Annotated in this window: 15 protein-coding genes; 5 read left to right on the top strand and 10 right to left on the bottom strand. The window is 73.4% G+C overall.

All coding sequences use genetic code 11. The features are described 5' to 3' along the window. Nucleotides 1–37 precede the first annotated feature (37 nt). Both HCJ94_RS03620 and HCJ94_RS03615 read right to left on the bottom strand, forming a co-directional pair. On the bottom strand, nucleotides 38–229 hold the full coding sequence (locus tag HCJ94_RS03620; RefSeq protein WP_167999519.1) for a DUF397 domain-containing protein: 192 nt from the start codon (nucleotides 227–229) through the stop codon (nucleotides 38–40). A gap of 32 nt (nucleotides 230–261) precedes the next feature. After that, entirely contained in the window at nucleotides 262–1329 is a 1068-nt protein-coding gene (locus HCJ94_RS03615; RefSeq protein ID WP_167999718.1) for a helix-turn-helix domain-containing protein, read from the bottom strand. A 361-nt stretch (nucleotides 1330–1690) separates the two neighbouring features. On the opposite strand from HCJ94_RS03615, the gene HCJ94_RS03610 reads away from it, so the two are divergent. Together HCJ94_RS03610 and HCJ94_RS03605 are read left to right on the top strand one after the other, a co-directional pair. Continuing rightward, nucleotides 1691–1918 carry a hypothetical protein gene (locus HCJ94_RS03610; protein ID WP_167999518.1) on the top strand — a complete coding sequence of 76 codons (228 nt, stop codon included), beginning with the start codon at nucleotides 1691–1693 and terminating at the stop codon, nucleotides 1916–1918. Then, nucleotides 1915–2172 (top strand): flavin reductase, encoded by a 258-nt coding sequence (locus tag HCJ94_RS03605; RefSeq protein WP_167999517.1) that lies wholly within the window; start codon nucleotides 1915–1917, stop codon nucleotides 2170–2172. The genes HCJ94_RS03610 and HCJ94_RS03605 overlap by 4 nt, the downstream gene beginning before the upstream one ends. 138 nt (nucleotides 2173–2310) lie before the next feature. On the opposite strand, the gene HCJ94_RS03600 is transcribed toward HCJ94_RS03605, so the two are convergent. After that, a complete protein-coding gene (locus tag HCJ94_RS03600) occupies nucleotides 2311–2946 on the bottom strand; it encodes a dihydrofolate reductase family protein (protein WP_167999516.1) in 636 nt (211 codons plus the stop codon). A gap of 29 nt (nucleotides 2947–2975) precedes the next feature. Continuing rightward, entirely contained in the window at nucleotides 2976–4208 is a 1233-nt protein-coding gene (locus HCJ94_RS03595; protein WP_167999515.1) for a DUF2786 domain-containing protein, read from the bottom strand. Nucleotides 4209–4401: 193 nt separating this feature from the next. Between HCJ94_RS03595 and hflX the strand changes: the two genes are divergently transcribed. Continuing rightward, on the top strand, nucleotides 4402–5553 hold the full coding sequence (gene hflX / locus HCJ94_RS03590; protein WP_167999514.1) for a GTPase HflX: 1152 nt from the start codon (nucleotides 4402–4404) through the stop codon (nucleotides 5551–5553). Nucleotides 5554–5633: 80 nt separating this feature from the next. On the opposite strand, the gene HCJ94_RS03585 is transcribed toward hflX, so the two are convergent. Beyond that, on the bottom strand, nucleotides 5634–6152 hold the full coding sequence (locus HCJ94_RS03585) for a hypothetical protein (protein ID WP_167999513.1): 519 nt from the start codon (nucleotides 6150–6152) through the stop codon (nucleotides 5634–5636). Between the two features lie 111 nt (nucleotides 6153–6263). Between HCJ94_RS03585 and HCJ94_RS03580 the strand changes: the two genes are divergently transcribed. Next, nucleotides 6264–6704, top strand: coding sequence for a DUF4383 domain-containing protein (locus HCJ94_RS03580; protein ID WP_167999512.1), 441 nt, complete (start codon nucleotides 6264–6266; stop codon nucleotides 6702–6704). Nucleotides 6705–6776: 72 nt separating this feature from the next. Here HCJ94_RS03580 and HCJ94_RS03575 read toward each other — a convergent pair whose 3' ends face one another. The 3 genes from HCJ94_RS03575 to HCJ94_RS03565 all read right to left on the bottom strand — a co-directional run bounded on the left by HCJ94_RS03575 (nucleotide 6777) and on the right by HCJ94_RS03565 (nucleotide 9084). Then, complete coding sequence (locus HCJ94_RS03575) at nucleotides 6777–7739, bottom strand: anti-sigma factor RsbA family regulatory protein (RefSeq protein ID WP_167999511.1); 963 nt, start codon at nucleotides 7737–7739, stop codon at nucleotides 6777–6779. Then, nucleotides 7736–8560: an MEDS and STAS domain-containing protein gene (locus HCJ94_RS03570; protein ID WP_167999510.1), complete on the bottom strand. Its 825-nt coding sequence runs from the start codon at nucleotides 8558–8560 to the stop codon at nucleotides 7736–7738. Before HCJ94_RS03570 ends, HCJ94_RS03575 begins: the two co-directional genes overlap by 4 nt. Before the next feature lie 62 nt (nucleotides 8561–8622). Beyond that, nucleotides 8623–9084, bottom strand: coding sequence for an ATP-binding protein (locus HCJ94_RS03565; RefSeq protein ID WP_309227131.1), 462 nt, complete (start codon nucleotides 9082–9084; stop codon nucleotides 8623–8625). A gap of 153 nt (nucleotides 9085–9237) precedes the next feature. On the opposite strand from HCJ94_RS03565, the gene HCJ94_RS03560 reads away from it, so the two are divergent. Further along, a complete protein-coding gene (locus HCJ94_RS03560) occupies nucleotides 9238–10269 on the top strand; it encodes an extracellular catalytic domain type 2 short-chain-length polyhydroxyalkanoate depolymerase (protein WP_167999509.1) in 1032 nt (343 codons plus the stop codon). A gap of 40 nt (nucleotides 10270–10309) precedes the next feature. Here the strand turns inward: HCJ94_RS03560 and HCJ94_RS03555 are convergent, their stop codons facing one another. Further along, nucleotides 10310–11353 carry a sodium:calcium antiporter gene (locus HCJ94_RS03555; RefSeq protein ID WP_167999508.1) on the bottom strand — a complete coding sequence of 348 codons (1044 nt, stop codon included), beginning with the start codon at nucleotides 11351–11353 and terminating at the stop codon, nucleotides 10310–10312. Nucleotides 11354–11423: 70 nt separating this feature from the next. Then, nucleotides 11424–14546, bottom strand: a complete 3123-nt coding sequence (ileS, locus tag HCJ94_RS03550) for an isoleucine--tRNA ligase (RefSeq protein ID WP_167999507.1) — start codon at nucleotides 14544–14546, stop codon at nucleotides 11424–11426. Nucleotides 14547–14581: the final 35 nt, after the last annotated feature.

Genomic DNA, 14581 nt, shown 5'->3' with positions numbered 1-14581 from the left:
ACCTTGGAGGATTTCGGTCCCTCCGGGGGCCGTTTCCTCAGCCCCGCTCGGCGACCTGAGTGACGAACGCCCGCCAGGCGGTGGGGGCGAAGGTCAGCGCCGGGCCGGTCGGGTCCTTCGAGTCGCGTACGGCGACCACGCCGGGGAGGTTGTCGGCGACCTCGACGCAGTTGCCGCCGTTGCCGCTGCTGCGGCTGCTCTTGCGCCACCGCGCGCCGTTCAGGTCCATGATTCCGCTAATCCTCTCGTTGACATCGCCGCTCACGCTCGCTCGACCTCGCGAAGCATCAGGGCGAGGCTCTGTGACCGCCGCTCGGCCGGGAGGGCATCCCACGCCCGTCGTGCGTACGCGACACCGCCCGCCTTGTCGCCGGCCTTCGCCATGGTGAGCCCTCGGTGTAGTTCGATGTGCGTCGCGAAGCGCAATAGGCCCTCCGGCCGGGCTCGGTCGGCCTCCTCCTGCGCTTCGGTGCCGGGGCCCGGCATCCCGATTCGGGCGTACAGCATGCTGCGGAAGGTCGCCATCCGCCACGGCGGGACGGCGGTGTCGGAGACCTCGCTGTCGGGTGAGGCGACGTGATCGAAGACCCGGCGCGCTTCGGTGTCGAGGGCGACGGCCCCCGCATTGTCGCCGCGTCCCGCCGCGACGTGTGCCCTGGCCATGAGTGCCTGGACGCGACCGAGCGACGGCTGGTCGGACAGCGCAGTCGCCTGGTCCGCATATCGTCGCGCCGTCGGAAGCGCCGCCCCCTCGTAGGCGAGGGCGATCGCGGCGCGACCGCGTACCCACACTCGGACGGTCAGGTCGTCGGAACGGTCGGCGGCAGTGGTCGCCAGGTCGTACCACCGGATCGCCTCGACCGGGTTCGGGGTCGTCTTCCCGTAGGTGACCAGCGCCCTTGCCGCGTGCGACCACATGCGAGGCGTGTCTAGGTGCTGTTGCAGGATCACCAGGTCGCTCGCGAGGCGCGTCTGAAGCACGGTCGCACCGACCGCCATGTAGTCGCGCCCGTACTGGTCGACCCGCTCACGCCAGTCCTCTTCAGCGGCACGGCCTTGAAGGGCGGCGCTGAAACCTACCCGGATGAGTTCACCGGCCACGACCGGGCCGACGACACCCGCCGCCAGGCCGAGCACTTGCCGTCGGTTCACGTCGCCCTCCCCGAGCGCCCGCGCGTAGGCGAGCACGATGTCAGGGGTCGCCGCTCGCCGTCCAGCCTCGACGTTGCTCAGGTGCGATGCCGAGTAGCACGTCCGGGCAGCCACCGAGGCGAGCGTGACGCCGGCCTCGGTACGAGCCTGCCGCAGTTGTGCGCCGAGATCATCCACCGGTCCTCCTGCTGAAAGCCGCTGAAAGCATCGACCTCCTTCCGAGCGTAGTCCCACGATCGCACTCTGAAAGGGACGGTGCGGCTGGTGGAGGTGACCCGGAACCCGGCGGCTGCGCTGGTCACGGGGCCGCCTCGGCATGAGGGCGAGGCGGCCCCGATCCATGAGACGAAGGAGGTCCGCCCGTGCGACTCAGATTCTGGCGATGCGAGCCCCTGCCGCCGCCGCTTCCCCGGCGCATCCGCGGGGCCAACCTGCCGGCAGCGCTGTTCGCCCCGACCCGGCCACTTCCCGCAGTCCAGCCGGGCCGTCCCGGAAACCTGACACCGGCGCAGCAATGGCGTGCGAACGGGGGCCGCTGGTGAGTCTCGTCGTTGGCCACACCATCCGCGTCCCCGAGGACGGCTACAAGTTCGGGACCGGGCCCCTGACCCTGCACATCTCCGAGGTGATCGGCCGCAGCGAGTTCGACGGGGTGGTCTGGGTGGAGGTGCGGGGGCGGGAGGTCCGCCCGGACGGGTCCGTCGCCGTCCGCGAGCGGTACGCGCTCGTCCGCGCAGACCGGGTCCGCGAGGTGGAGGGCCGGTGAGCCGCCGTACCGTCGACCACCGTCCCTCGCGGCCGACCTGGCGCTGCGCGGCGTGCGGCATCGCCTGGCCGTGCTCGCCGGCCAAGTTGCGTCTCCTCGGCGAGTACCGCAACGACCGGGCGGCCCTGCTGGTCTACCTGGCGACTCTCCAGTCCGAGGCCGTCGAACACCTCACGGGGCTCGACCCCGGCACGCCCGTCGACCTGGCCGACCGCTTCACCGGCTGGGCCCGCGCCCGCGCTCCCTGCTGCTGACCGTCGATCTTGCAGTTGTTGCCCCGACAATTCGCGCTCTCCGGGCGAATCAAGGGCACTAAGTGCAAGATCGCCGGGGGAGGGGCCGGCGCGGCACGCGCCCCCGTGTCGCGCGCCGCGCCGGGGCCCGGGGGACGGTCAGGGCAGGACGCGGTAGGTCACGTGGGTCACGGTTGGGCCGGGGACCACCCTGGTCTGCTTCAGGCGCAGGTCGGCCAGGCCGTCGAAGAGGCGTTCGCCCGCGCCCAGCATGATCGGCACCACGTGCAGTTGGAGCGTGTCGACGAGACCCGCCGCCAGGTACTGCCGGACGGCGCTCGCGCCGCCCGCGATCGCGACCTCCCGGTCACCGGCGGCCTTCCGGGCCTGCTCCAGCGCCGAGTGGATCCCGTCGGTGACGAAGTGGAAATCGGTGCCGCCGGCCATCGGCAACGACGGCCGGGGATGGTGGGTCAGCACGAAGACCGGCGTGCGGAACGGGGGCTCCTCACCCCACCAGCCCCGCCACGTCAGGTCCCACGGGCCGTCACCGCCGCCGAACATCCGCCGGCCCATCACGTACGCGCCGACGTCCCGGATCGCCTCGTCGACGACCTGGGAATCCACGCCGGCCTCACCGCCGGACTCGCCGTGCTGTTCCCGCCACCGGTCGGCGGCGAAGAGCCACTCGTGCAGGCGCAGACCGCCCCGGCCCAGCGGATCCTGGAGGCTCTGGTCCGGCCCCGCCACGTACCCGTCCAGAGAGATCGAGATCTGACACGTCACCGTACTCATGTGGGTTGGACGACCGGCGCCGGCCGAACTCATCGGTCGCGGCGCCGGCCCCCGCGGACCGGCCGGGCCGGGCGGCCCGGCGTCGCGCCCAGCGATGCCCGATCGGCGGCGGCGGTGCCCGACGTCCAGCCCTCGGCGTCGCGGACGGTGAGCCGGGCCCGGGTGACGCCCGGGAAGAGGGTGTCGAGGCGTTCCCGCACCGCCTCGGAGCGCGCTGCCAGCACCGGCAGCAGCCGCTCCGGGCCGGCCTCCTCGGTGGCGGCGCCGGTCGCCGCCCGCAGGCGCTCCCCGATGCGCAGGGCGAACGCGTTGAGGAACGACTCGTCGTAGCCGCGGGTCCGCCGGCCGCCCGACTGCCGCCGCTCGCCGCGTCCCCGCAGCATTGCCGCGGTGGCCTGCACGAGCAGCGACGTGTAGAGCAGTTCGACCGCCTCCAGGTCGGTCGGCCACCCCAGCACCGTGCTGAACCCGAGGTCGTCGGACCACACGGCCTCGCACCGGTTGGCCGCCGCGACCTCCTGCACCAGCAGCGCCTTCGCGCCCGCGTACGGGGAATCGGTGCCGAGGCGTACCCCGGTGGGCACGTCGGCCGGGTCCGGTGCGGCCAGCAGGGCCGCCTCGATGCTGTGCCGCGCCATCAGCTCCTGGGCCTTCGCCGTGAAGGCCTCCGCCTCGGCCGGGAAGGTGGTCGACTCGGCTTTGGCCAGCAGGGCTCGGACCCGCTCGAGCATGCGGGAGCCGCCGGGCGCCGGCCGGGTCGTGGCCGCCGCCGGCGCGCCGGGCGGCGGGCGGAGCACCGCGATCGGCGGCAACCCGTCGACCAGCGCCAGCGCGTCGACGGCCGCGCGCAGGGCGGTGAAGCGGTCCGAGCCGGTGCGCGCCGACCAGGCGGCGAGGTGGCGGTCGTCCGCGTTCCACCACACCGTCGCGGCCAGCTCGTGAAGCTGCGCCTCCCACCAGTCCGGCACCGGATCGGCCAGGTCCCGGCGGTGCGCGGCGAGCGCGTCCACCACCAGCCCGGCGTCGCGCGGACCCAGCCGGCGGGTCGCGAGCCGGGCCAGGTCGACCGGCTGCCAGCCGCGCGGCACGAGGCGCCCGACCGTCCGCACCAGCCGCCGGAAGAGGGCGGCGTCCACCGCTCGTGCGCCGTCCGCACCGCCCGTGCCGATCATCAGCCGGTCCAGCTGCCGCTCCGCGAGGCGTACGTCGGCGCCGCGCACCGCCGCCAGCGCATCGCTGACCAGCTCCTCGGCATCCGGCACGGCCGCTTCCCCCCTCGACAGGTCGTGCGCCCGATGACGCCGGCCGCCCAGCCGACCGTACCTCCGGTCGTCCGGCTGGCTCGGCCGCTCGTGACGGCCGCCACGCGCTCGGGCAGGTGTCGCCCGTGCCCGGCATGCGCCGCCCGTTTGCGGGTAGGTCGGATGCCGACGCGAGGTGAGACGAGGTTCGCGGATGGCGGGACAGTGGCTGTTGGGCAACGGTGGCGCTCCCCGGGGAGAGCGGCCCACCGCGGTGCTCCTGGCGGTGCACCGCGAGGACGAGGCGGCCGACACCGGCCCGGGCACCGAGGTGTCGCTGGCGGAGCTGCGCCGGCTCGCCGACACGGACGGGCTGTCCGTGGTCGACGAGGTGGTGCAGAACCGGCCCCGTCCCGACCCCGCCACCTTCGTCGGCTCGGGCAAGGTCGACGAACTCGCGGCGCTGACCGAGCGGACGGGCGCCGACCTGGTCATCGCCGACGGTGAGCTGAGCCCGGGGCAGGTGCGCAACCTGGAGGAGCGCGTGGGCGTCCGCGTGGTCGACCGCACCGCGCTGATCCTCGACATCTTCGCCGAACACGCGCGCACCAGTGAGGGCCGGTTGCAGGTGGAACTGGCGCAGATCGCGTACCAGCTGCCGCGGCTGCGGGGCGACGGGCGGTCGATGTCCCGGGTGGGTGGTGGCCGGATGGCCGGCGGTGCCGGCATGGGTGTCCGCGGCCCGGGTGAGATGCGCCTGGAGACCCAGCGCCGCCGGCTGCGCCACCGGGCCACTACGCTGCGCCGCAACGCCACCGAGCTGGCCCGGCGGCGGCAGCGCAACCGGGAACGGCGGGCCCGGAACCAGGTGCCCTCGGTGGCGATCACCGGCTACACCAACGCCGGCAAGTCGGCCCTGCTCAACCGGCTGACCGGAGCGGACGCGCAGGTCCAGGACGTGCTCTTCGCGACCCTCGACCCGACGGTACGCCGGGTCCGCGTCGACGACGTGCTGTGCACGGTCACGGACACCGTCGGGTTCGTCCGGCACCTGCCGCACCAGTTGGTCGACGCGTTCCGGTCCACGCTTGACGAGGTCAGCCGCAGCGACCTGGTGCTGCACGTGGTGGACGCCTCCGCGCCCGACGCGCTCGACCAGATCACCACCGTGCACGGGGTGCTGCACGAGATCGGCGCCGGCGATGTACCGGAGCTGCTGGTGCTCAACAAGATCGACGTGACGCCCCCGGAGTGGGTCGACGCGCTGCAGCGGGCGTACCCGGAGGCGGTGCCGGCCTCGGCGCTGACCGGCGCGGGCGGGAACGAGCTCCGCGCCGCCCTCGCCGCACGGCTCCGCCGGCGGTGACCCCCCGCTGCGCCGCGTGGGCCGGACCTGGACTCGCTGGTCAGGCCCGGGCCGGGGCGGCGACCACGGGGCCCGCGCCGTCAACCGCGGGCGAGCGGCCCGACGTCGCTGTGCCGGCCGGGACGGACGGCGGCGTGCCGCTCGCCCGGCCCGGGGCCCCGCCGCGCGGCCAGCGCGTCGGCCACCACCCCGGTCGCGTACGCGTAGGTCGCCTTGTGGAGGACGTCGATGACGAGTTCGCGGCGCGGCCAGGTCTGCGGGGGCGCGCCCACACCGGTGGCGTTCTCGAAGATCTGGTCGCTGGTCAGCCGGATCACCGTGAACATGCCGGACGCGAGCGGCCCGCGCATCCCGACGTACGCCATCGTCGACCGCAGCACACCCATGAGCACGCCCTGGCCGTAGTGCATCACCAGGTTCGTCCCGCGTGACCGCTCCGGAGGGCGCTCGGGACGGTGGGCCAGGCGCTGGAGAGTGCGCGCGGGGACGTACGAGTCAGGTCGCCGGGTGATCCGCTGCTCCAGCTTCTCACCGAGCGTCATCACCGCCGCGCCCGCCAACCCGGCGAGCAGGCCCTCCGGCACCGCACGTGACAGCATCCCCGCCCCTACCCGTCCCGCCCGGGCCTACACCTGCCCATGATTCGGCGTTTCAGCCGGATCCGGGCGGGGACACCGTTACGCACAGTTCAGTCGACGGAGGTGGATGACATGGCCAGGCCCCGCACCGACACCGGAAAACACCCGGTGCGCACCGCCGCGCAGCTCGTCGGCGCGGTCTTCCTGCTGATCGGGATCCTCGGCTTCATCCCGGGCATCACGACCGAGTACGACACGATGAAGTTCGCCGGGCACGAATCCGAGGCGAAGCTGCTCGGCCTGTTCCAGGTGTCGATCCTGCACAACCTGGTCCACCTGGCGTTCGGCGTGGCCGGGCTCGCGCTGGCCCGGACCGTCTCCAGCGCCCGCACCTACCTCATCGGTGGTGGCGCGATCTACCTGTTGCTCTGGCTTTACGGCCTGGTCGTCGACCACGACAGCGCGGCGAACTTCGTACCGCTCAACAACCCTGACGACTGGCTGCACCTCTTCCTCGGCGTCAGCATGATCGGCCTCGGGCTGGCCCTCACCCGCCGGCCCGCCCGGCGCTGACCGGAGGCGGGATCCGAACCGGCGCCGTGGCCCGCAACGCCGCGGCGCCGTCGCGTGCCCTCAGCGTGTCGGTCAGCGCGCGGTGTACGGGGAGCCGCCGGTCAGCCGGAGGGTGAAGCCGTCCGGGCCGTGATGCTGGCTGACGTGGTTGCACGACTGGTACGTGATCCACAGGCCCAGACCGCCCGGACTGCCGTTCCCGGCCGGCAGCAGCCCGGCGTACGGGTCGGCCGGGCCGGTGCCCGCGTCGCTGACCGTGACGACGATGCGGTCGGGGGCGGCCCACAGGCGCATCCGGACCGGTGCCCGACCGTGGCGCAGCGCGTTGGTGACGATCTCGCTGACCGCGACGACCAGGTCCTCGAGGTCGTCGACCGGCAGCCGGCCCTGGTCGGCCCCGTAGACGGCGGCGCGGGCGTCCGCCGCCGACGGGTCGCGCAGGTCGACCACCGGCGGGGCCGCCTGGATCGGATCCGGCGGGGCGGGCCGGTGCTCGCGGAGGAAGGCCTCCGGCGGGGTCCAGGTCGGGCTGGGCACGTGCCCGCCGTCCGGCGTGGCGAACCGGGGATGGGTCCGGGCCACGTCGGCCAGCACCGCGGGCGGGACGATCCGGGTGTCGTACGGGCACATGCTCCAGAGCGGGAAGTCGTCGTACGCGTGGTTGATCGCGGACTCGTAGCGGGCCCACCAGTCCCACGTGGCGCCGAGCGCCACCTCGGGGACCTCGCCGATGATCCGGATCTGCTTCGCGCCGCCGGCCACCTGCTCGGCGAGGAGCTGCCGGTAGGACCGGATGGCGGCGGCGGGACGCGCGTACACGTCGCCGCCCGGCAGGAACTCCACCGCCGCTCCGGTGGGCACTGCCGCCCGCACCAGCTTGGCGTTGCGCTCGCCCAGTGCCACGAACGTCGGCTCACCCGCCTCGACGCCGCCGAGCAGGAACGGCACCACCACCGCGAGCAGCTCGTCGTCGGTGTCGTAGCGGATCGCCTCGTGGAAGTAGCCGGGGTGCCCGGCCGCCGCCCCGGTCCTCATCGCACCGTCTCCACCTGGATCGCGGTCAGCCCGAGCAGATCGGTCAGCCGGGCCGGGGTGGGGTGTGACGTCCGCAGGACCACGGTGGCGTCCCGGCGCACCGCGTACGCCTGGAGCGCGATGAGCGCGCGGTGGTCGAGGAAACGCAGCCCGGTGGCCTGGAGCACCAGGCGCCCGTCCGTCGGGCGCAGGTCGGCCCACTCCAGTGCGTCGCGGAACAGCTCCTGGTTCGACGGGTCCAGCTCGCCGGTGAGGGCCGCGTGCCCGTCGACGGGGGCGGTGGCGTACAGGTGGAACATCGGCTCGGTCTGGTTGCTCTCGGGGTGCATGCAGGCCAGCGCGGCGACGGTCGCGTCGCCCAGGGCGGAACGGTCGTACGCGCACACCGCGGCGAACGGCCCGGTGCGCATCCAGCGGTCGATCTGGTGCTCGTAGCGGGTGAACGCGGCGAGCTGCCGGGGGGTGCGGACCATGTCGGTCGCCTCCGCGACGACCCGCAGGCCGGTGAAGCCGGCGGCCAGTGCCGCCTCGGTGGCAGCGGCGTACGCGGCGACCTGGGCGGGCGGGTCGACGACCGCGCCGGCGGTGTAGGTCTCGCCGAGCGGCACCAGGGCGGCGGCGCCGCTGTCGACCGCGTCGGCGAAACCGGGCAGGCGGACCAGCCGCTCCGCCACCGGTCCGGCCGGCGTCGGCGTGACGAACCACACCCGCGCGCCGGCGGCGAGCCCCGCCACGACGTGGCGCTCCGCCTCGTCGGCGAAGACCTCCTGGTCGTCGTAGGACCAGCAGAGGTGGCCGTGCGGTGGCATCGGGTCCGTCACGTTGGTTGCCTCACGGCATCAGTCTATGCCGGGTCCCGTGACCGGCCACTCGGCCGACATGATCACGTCCGGGGGAACGTCGCCCAGATGTTCTTCGTGGTGTCGGTCGCGTACCAGCCCACGTCCAGGGAGAGCTTCTGCGCGATCTGGAGGCCCCGCCCGCCGGAGCCGACCGGCCGGGTGTCGGCGAGCTCCGGGATGGTGCTGAGGTCGTGGTCGGCGACGTCGAGGACGAGACAGCCGTCGGTGGCGAGCAGCCGCACGATGGTCGGCGGGATGCCGTGGCGCAGCGCGTTGGTGGCGAGTTCCGTCGCGATCAGCACGATCAGCTCGGGCACCTCGTCCAGGGCCGCGTCCTCGGCGAGCACGGTGCCGGTCAGTTCCTTGTGCAGGGCCGCACGGAGCCCGCGCAGGTCCGTCGCGTCGGACAGCGTCCACCGCCGCAGTTCGGTGGCACGCGGCGGTGGCGGCGAGGTGCTGAGGCGGCCCATGGCGCTCGTGTACCCCTCCTTCGCCACCGCCACGCCCGCTGTGTCCGGGCGCACGGATGTCGGACGGCGACATGGTGACGGCCGCCGGGGTGTCGGCACCGGGGGTATCTGCTGTGGTCTATGTCACGCTACGGTCGCGGCACGCCGGCACCCGTCCCGCCGGCGTACGCGGACAGGAGAGCCGTCATGAGGACACCGCTGAGACTCGCCGCCACCCTCGCCACCGTCCTGCTGCTGCTGTTGTCCCCCGCCCACGTCGCCGCCGCGTCGAACCCGTACACGAAGACGCCGGTGTCGGGGTCACTCGGCCGGTACGACGTCTCCGCCGTCTACGTCGCCGGCGTCTCCTCCGGCGGCTACATGGTCACCCAGCTCCAGGTCGCCTACTCGGCACGGATCCGGGGTGCCGCCGTCTTCGCCGCCGGGCCCTACTACTGCGCGCAGAACAACGTCGCCCAGGCGCTGTACGGCTGCGGCGACAACCGCTACCCGACCAACCTGTCCAGCCTGACCGCCTACACCCGCACGTGGGCGTCGTACGGGTGGGTCGACGGGGTGGGCAACCTCTCCGGCCAGCCCGTGTACGTCTTCCACGGCGGCAACGACACCACCGTGAAGCGGTCGGTCACCGACGACCTGGTCCGCTACTACCAGCACTTCGGCGCCAGCGTGCAGTACGACTCGGGCAGCGCCGCCGGGCACGCCTGGGTGACCCCGTACGGCACCGTGGGCTGCACGGTCACCGCCGCCCCGTTCCTCAACGACTGCGGCACCGACCCGCAGGGGGCCTTCCTGCGCAAGCTGCTCGGCAGCGTGGCGGCCCCCAACACCGGGCCGCTCGGCGGGACGCTCGTCCGGTTCAGCCAGGACACGTACGCCGTCAACGGCTGGGCCAACGGGCTGAGCATGGACAGCTCCGGCTTCGCGTACGTCCCGGCGTCCTGCGCGGCCGGGCAGTCGTGCCGGCTGCTCGTTGCGCTGCACGGCTGCCTCCAGGGCCACGGCCGGGTCGGTACGGCCTTCGTCGACCGGGCCAACCTCAACCAGTACGCGGACACGAACCGGCTCCTGGTGCTGTACCCGCAGGCGACCACGTCGACGGCCAACCCGAACGGCTGCTGGGACTGGTGGGGTTACCTCGGCGCCACCAACTACCCGATCAAGGGCGGGGCGCAGGTCGAGACGATCATGAACATGGTCCGCCGCCTCGACGGCTGAGCAGGCGCCCGGCCGGCGGCGGTGCGCGGCGCCGGCCGGGCTACACCGCGAGGATGAACGTCATCGCGGCGTAGCTGCCCAGCAGCAGGACGCCCTCGAAGCCGAGCCGTCCCCAACCGCAGGCCTGCCGGACGAGCAGTCCGCCGAGCAGGACCGACGTCATGAACAGCGCGCTGGTGGTGACGAACAGGTCGTCGGGACTGGCGGCGTGGTAGATCGAGCCGCCGGGGTAGAAGGCGTCGCCCACCACGAGGTTGATCGCGTCGAGGCTGTTGCCGCCGAGAACGGCGGCGATCGCCAGGGTCGGCGCGCCCCGGCGGACGGCGGCCACCGCGGTCACCGTCTCCGGCAGGGCGTTCACCACGCCCATCAGGATCGAGCCGACGAAGGCCGCGCTGAGCCCGGCCGCCACGACCAGGCTCTCGGCGGCCAGCGCGATGGCCCAGCCGCCGATCGCGACAACCAGGCCGACCGCCGCGAAGCGCACCCAGAGCCCGGCGGAGCTGGTCCGGTCGAGACGCCCGTGGTCGTGCGGGACGTCCGGCAGCGTCTCGGTGGTGGCCACCGCCTGCCAGAGCGGGTTGGTACCGGACCGGCGGACCAGGTGCAGCCCACCGAGGTAGACACCGACCATGGCGAACGAGGCCGGGTGCAGGCCGCCGAGGGTGACCTCCGGGGCGAAGCTTCCGAGCAGGGCCACCGCGAGCAGGGCGATGAGCAGGGCGCCGAACAGCACGTTGGACAGGGAGGCGGCGGCGTGCTCCAGGTTGACCCGGCGGTGAAAGGCGTCCGCCACGGCGACGGCGGTCGTCTGGGCCGCGATCCCGCCGACGGAGTTGCCGTAGGCGAGCTGGGGCTGCTCGGCCGCCGCGGTCACGGCGGTCATCACGAGGCCGGACAGCGAGGTCGCCAGCCCGAAGAAGACCGCACCGAAGAACGCCTCGCCCCAGCCGGTGCGGTCGGCGAGCGTGTCGCCGAGGGTGACCAACCGGATGCTGCCGACCACGGTGAGCGCGCCGGCGAGACCGAACACGGCGGCGCTGAGCCCTGGTGGCCAGGGCAGGGTGGTCAGAACGTCCGGCACCGGGCCGGGGTTCCCAGAACTCCCCGTCTGAATCCGATCGGGCGGGCCTGTCCCTTCCGCCGGACCGGCGTCAGGCGCGGGTGAGCCAGAACGTCAGGCCGAGCGCGTCGTCGGTGAAGGGCACGTCGTCCGGCCAGGTCGGCTCGCCCTCGGCGCAGTCGGCCGCCAGCACCTCCTCGGCGACCAGGTCGCGGTGCTCGGCGAGGGCCAGCGCCGTCTCCTCCCGGCTGGCCCGGTAGCGCAGCCGGATCCGGTCGGTCACCTCCAGGCCGCTGCTCTTGCGGGCCTCCTGGATCAGCCGGACCGCCTCCCGGGCCACCCCCGCCCGCCGCAGCTCAGGCGTGAGGTGCAGGTCCAGGGCCAGGGTCGCGCCGGCGTCGCCGGCCACCGCCCAGCCGGCGCGGGGAGTCTCGGTCACCACGACCTCGTCGGGGCTGAGTGTCACCGGCTCGCCGTCCACCACGATCGTCGCCGCACCGCTCTCCCGGAGGGACTCCTTGAGCGCATTCGCGTCGACGGCGGCGATGACCGCGGCCACCTGCTGCACCGCCTTGCCGAACCGCCGGCCCAGCGTACGGAAGTTCGCCTTCGCGGTCGTGTCCACCAGCGAGTCGCCCGCCCCACCGAGCGCGGCGACCGACCCGACGTTCAGCTCGGCCGCGATCTCCGCCAGCAGGTCCGGCGGCAGCTCCGCGAAGCCGGGGGCCGAGGCGAGGGCCCGGGACAGCGGCTGGCGGACCTTCATCCCGGAGTCGGCCCGGGCCGCCCGGCCCAGCTCGACCAGCCGCCGGGCAAGGGCCATCCGCGCCGACAGCACCGGATCGACCAGCGCCTCGTCGACGACCGGGTACGCGGCGAGGTGCACCGACGGTGCGGCGTCCGGACTGACCGGCACCACCAGGTCCTGCCAGACCCGCTCGGCGATGAACGGGGTGAGCGGCGCCAGCAGCAGCGTGAGGGTGGACAGCGCCTCGTGCAGGGTGGCCAGGGCCGCCGGGTCGCCCCGCCAGAAGCGCCGCCGGCTGCGCCGGACGTACCAGTTCGACAGGTCGTCGATGAAGCCGCCCAGCAGTCGGCCGGCCTGATGGGTGTCGAACCCGGCCAGCGCGGCGTCGACCTGCCGGACCAGGGTGTTCAGCTCGGAGAGCAGCCACCGGTCGAGGACCGGCCGGTCGGCGGGCGACGGGTCGGCGGCTGACGGGGACCACCCGGCGGTACGGCCGTACAGGGCCTGGAAGGCCACCGTGTTCCAGTAGGTCAGCAGGATCTTCCGGACCACCTCCTGGAGGGCGGTGTGCCCGACGCGACGGGCCGACCACGGCGACCCGACCGACGCCATGAACCAGCGCACGGCGTCGGCGCCGTGCCGGTCCAGCAGCGGGATCGGCTCCAGGATGTTGCCGAGGTGCTTGGACATCTTCCGCCCGTCCTCGGCCAGGATGTGGCCCAGGCAGACCACGGTCTCGTACGGCGAGCGGTCGAAGACCAGCGTCCCCACCGCCATCAGGGTGTAGAACCAGCCGCGCGTCTGGTCGATGGCCTCCGAGATGAACTGCGCCGGGTACCGCTCGGCGAACACCTCGGCGCCCCGGTACGGGTAGCCGAACTGCGCGAACGGCATGGCGCCCGAGTCGTACCAGGCGTCGATGACCTCCTCCACCCGGCGGGCGGTCGCCCCGCACCGGCAGGCGAAGGTCACGTCGTCGATGTACGGCCGGTGCGGGTCCAGCCCGGTCAGGTCGGTGCCGGTCAGCTCACCCAGTTCCGCCAGCGAGCCGACGCAGGTCAGGTGCCCCTCCGGGCACCGCCAGACGGGCAGCGGCGTGCCCCAGTAGCGGCGCCGGGACAGCGCCCAGTCGACGTTGTTGGCCAGCCAGTCGCCGTACCGGCCGTGCTTCACCGTCGCCGGGTGCCAGGTGGTCCGCTCGTTCTCCCGCAGCAGTGCGTCCCGGACCGCGGTGGTCCGGATGTACCAGGACGGCTGGGCGTAGTAGATGAGCGCGGTGTGGCAGCGCCAGCAGTGCGGGTAGCTGTGCTCGTACGGCACATGCTTGAACAGCAGCCCCCGGGCGGCCAGGTCCTCGACCAGCGGCCGGTCGGCCGCCTTGAAGAACAACCCGCCGACCAGCGGCAGGTCCGGCTCGAAGCGGCCGTCCGGGCGGACCGGGTTGACCATCGGCAGCCCGTACGCGCGACTGGTGGCGAGGTCGTCCGCGCCGAACGCGGGCGCCTGGTGGACCAGCCCGGTGCCGCTGTCCGTCGTCACGTACGACGCCAGGACGACGATGTGCGCGTCCGGGACGTCGACCAGCGTGAACGGCGGCCGGTAGGTCCACCGGTCCAGCTCCTTGCCCCGGAACGACTCCCCGGTGAGGTCCCACCCGTCGCCGAGCGCGGACGCGAGCAGCGGCTCGGCGACGACGAGCTGCTCGTCGCCGTCGGTCGCGACGACGTAGCGGACGTCGGGATGCACCGCCACCGCGACGTTCGACGGCAGGGTCCACGGGGTGGTGGTCCACACCAGCAGCGACGCGCGGTCGGCCAGCGGGCCGGAGGTCAGCGGGAATCGGACGAAGACCGACGGGTCGACGACCGTCTCGTACCCCTGGGCCAGCTCGTGGTCCGACAGGCCGGTCTCGTCGCGCGGGCACCAGGGCGCGACCCGGAAGTCCTCGACCAGCAGGCCCTTGTCGAAGATCTGCTTGAGCGACCACCAGACCGACTCGACGTACTCCGGGTCCATGGTCCGGTACGCGTCGGCCATGTCGACCCAGTAGCCCATCCGCTCGGTGAGCTCGGCGAAGGCGTCCGTGTGCCGGGTGACCGACTCCCGGCAGCGGGCGTTGAACTCGGCGATCCCGTACGTCTCGATGTCCCGCTTGCCGGCGAAGCCCAACTCCCGCTCGACGGCCAGCTCCACGGGGAGGCCGTGGCAGTCCCAGCCCGCCTTCCGGGCGACGTGGAAGCCCTTCATCGTCCGGTAGCGGGGGAACACGTCCTTGAAGACGCGCGCCTCGATGTGGTGGGCGCCCGGCATCCCGTTGGCGGTCGGCGGCCCCTCGTAGAACACCCACTCCGGGCGGCCCCGCGACTGTTCCAGACTGCGCGCGAACACGTCGTTCTCGTGCCAGAAGCGCAGGATCTCGTGGTCGAGCGCGGGCAGGTCGACCTGGCTCGGGACGCTGCGGTACATGAGTCCGGAGACTATCGCCGGGGATCGTTCCCGCG

Source organism: Micromonospora thermarum, from assembly GCF_012034245.1.
Taxonomy (GTDB): domain Bacteria; phylum Actinomycetota; class Actinomycetes; order Mycobacteriales; family Micromonosporaceae; genus Micromonospora; species Micromonospora thermarum.
This window is presented reverse-complemented; position numbering and strand designations above follow the sequence as displayed.

What these genes read in the sequence shown, in the direction of transcription:
- HCJ94_RS03620 (WP_167999519.1), bottom strand. Translation starts at nt 229, where the DNA reads ATGGACCTGAACGGCGCGCGGTGGCGCAAGAGCAGCCGCAGCAGCGGC.
- HCJ94_RS03585 (WP_167999513.1), bottom strand. Translation starts at nt 6,152, where the DNA reads ATGCTGTCACGTGCGGTGCCGGAGGGCCTGCTCGCCGGGTTGGCGGGC.
- HCJ94_RS03600 (WP_167999516.1), bottom strand. Translation starts at nt 2,946, where the DNA reads ATGAGTACGGTGACGTGTCAGATCTCGATCTCTCTGGACGGGTACGTG.
- hflX (WP_167999514.1), top strand. Translation starts at nt 4,402, where the DNA reads ATGGCGGGACAGTGGCTGTTGGGCAACGGTGGCGCTCCCCGGGGAGAG.
- ileS (WP_167999507.1), bottom strand. Translation starts at nt 14,546, where the DNA reads ATGTACCGCAGCGTCCCGAGCCAGGTCGACCTGCCCGCGCTCGACCAC.
- HCJ94_RS03560 (WP_167999509.1), top strand. Translation starts at nt 9,238, where the DNA reads ATGAGGACACCGCTGAGACTCGCCGCCACCCTCGCCACCGTCCTGCTG.
- HCJ94_RS03575 (WP_167999511.1), bottom strand. Translation starts at nt 7,739, where the DNA reads ATGAGGACCGGGGCGGCGGCCGGGCACCCCGGCTACTTCCACGAGGCG.
- HCJ94_RS03580 (WP_167999512.1), top strand. Translation starts at nt 6,264, where the DNA reads ATGGCCAGGCCCCGCACCGACACCGGAAAACACCCGGTGCGCACCGCC.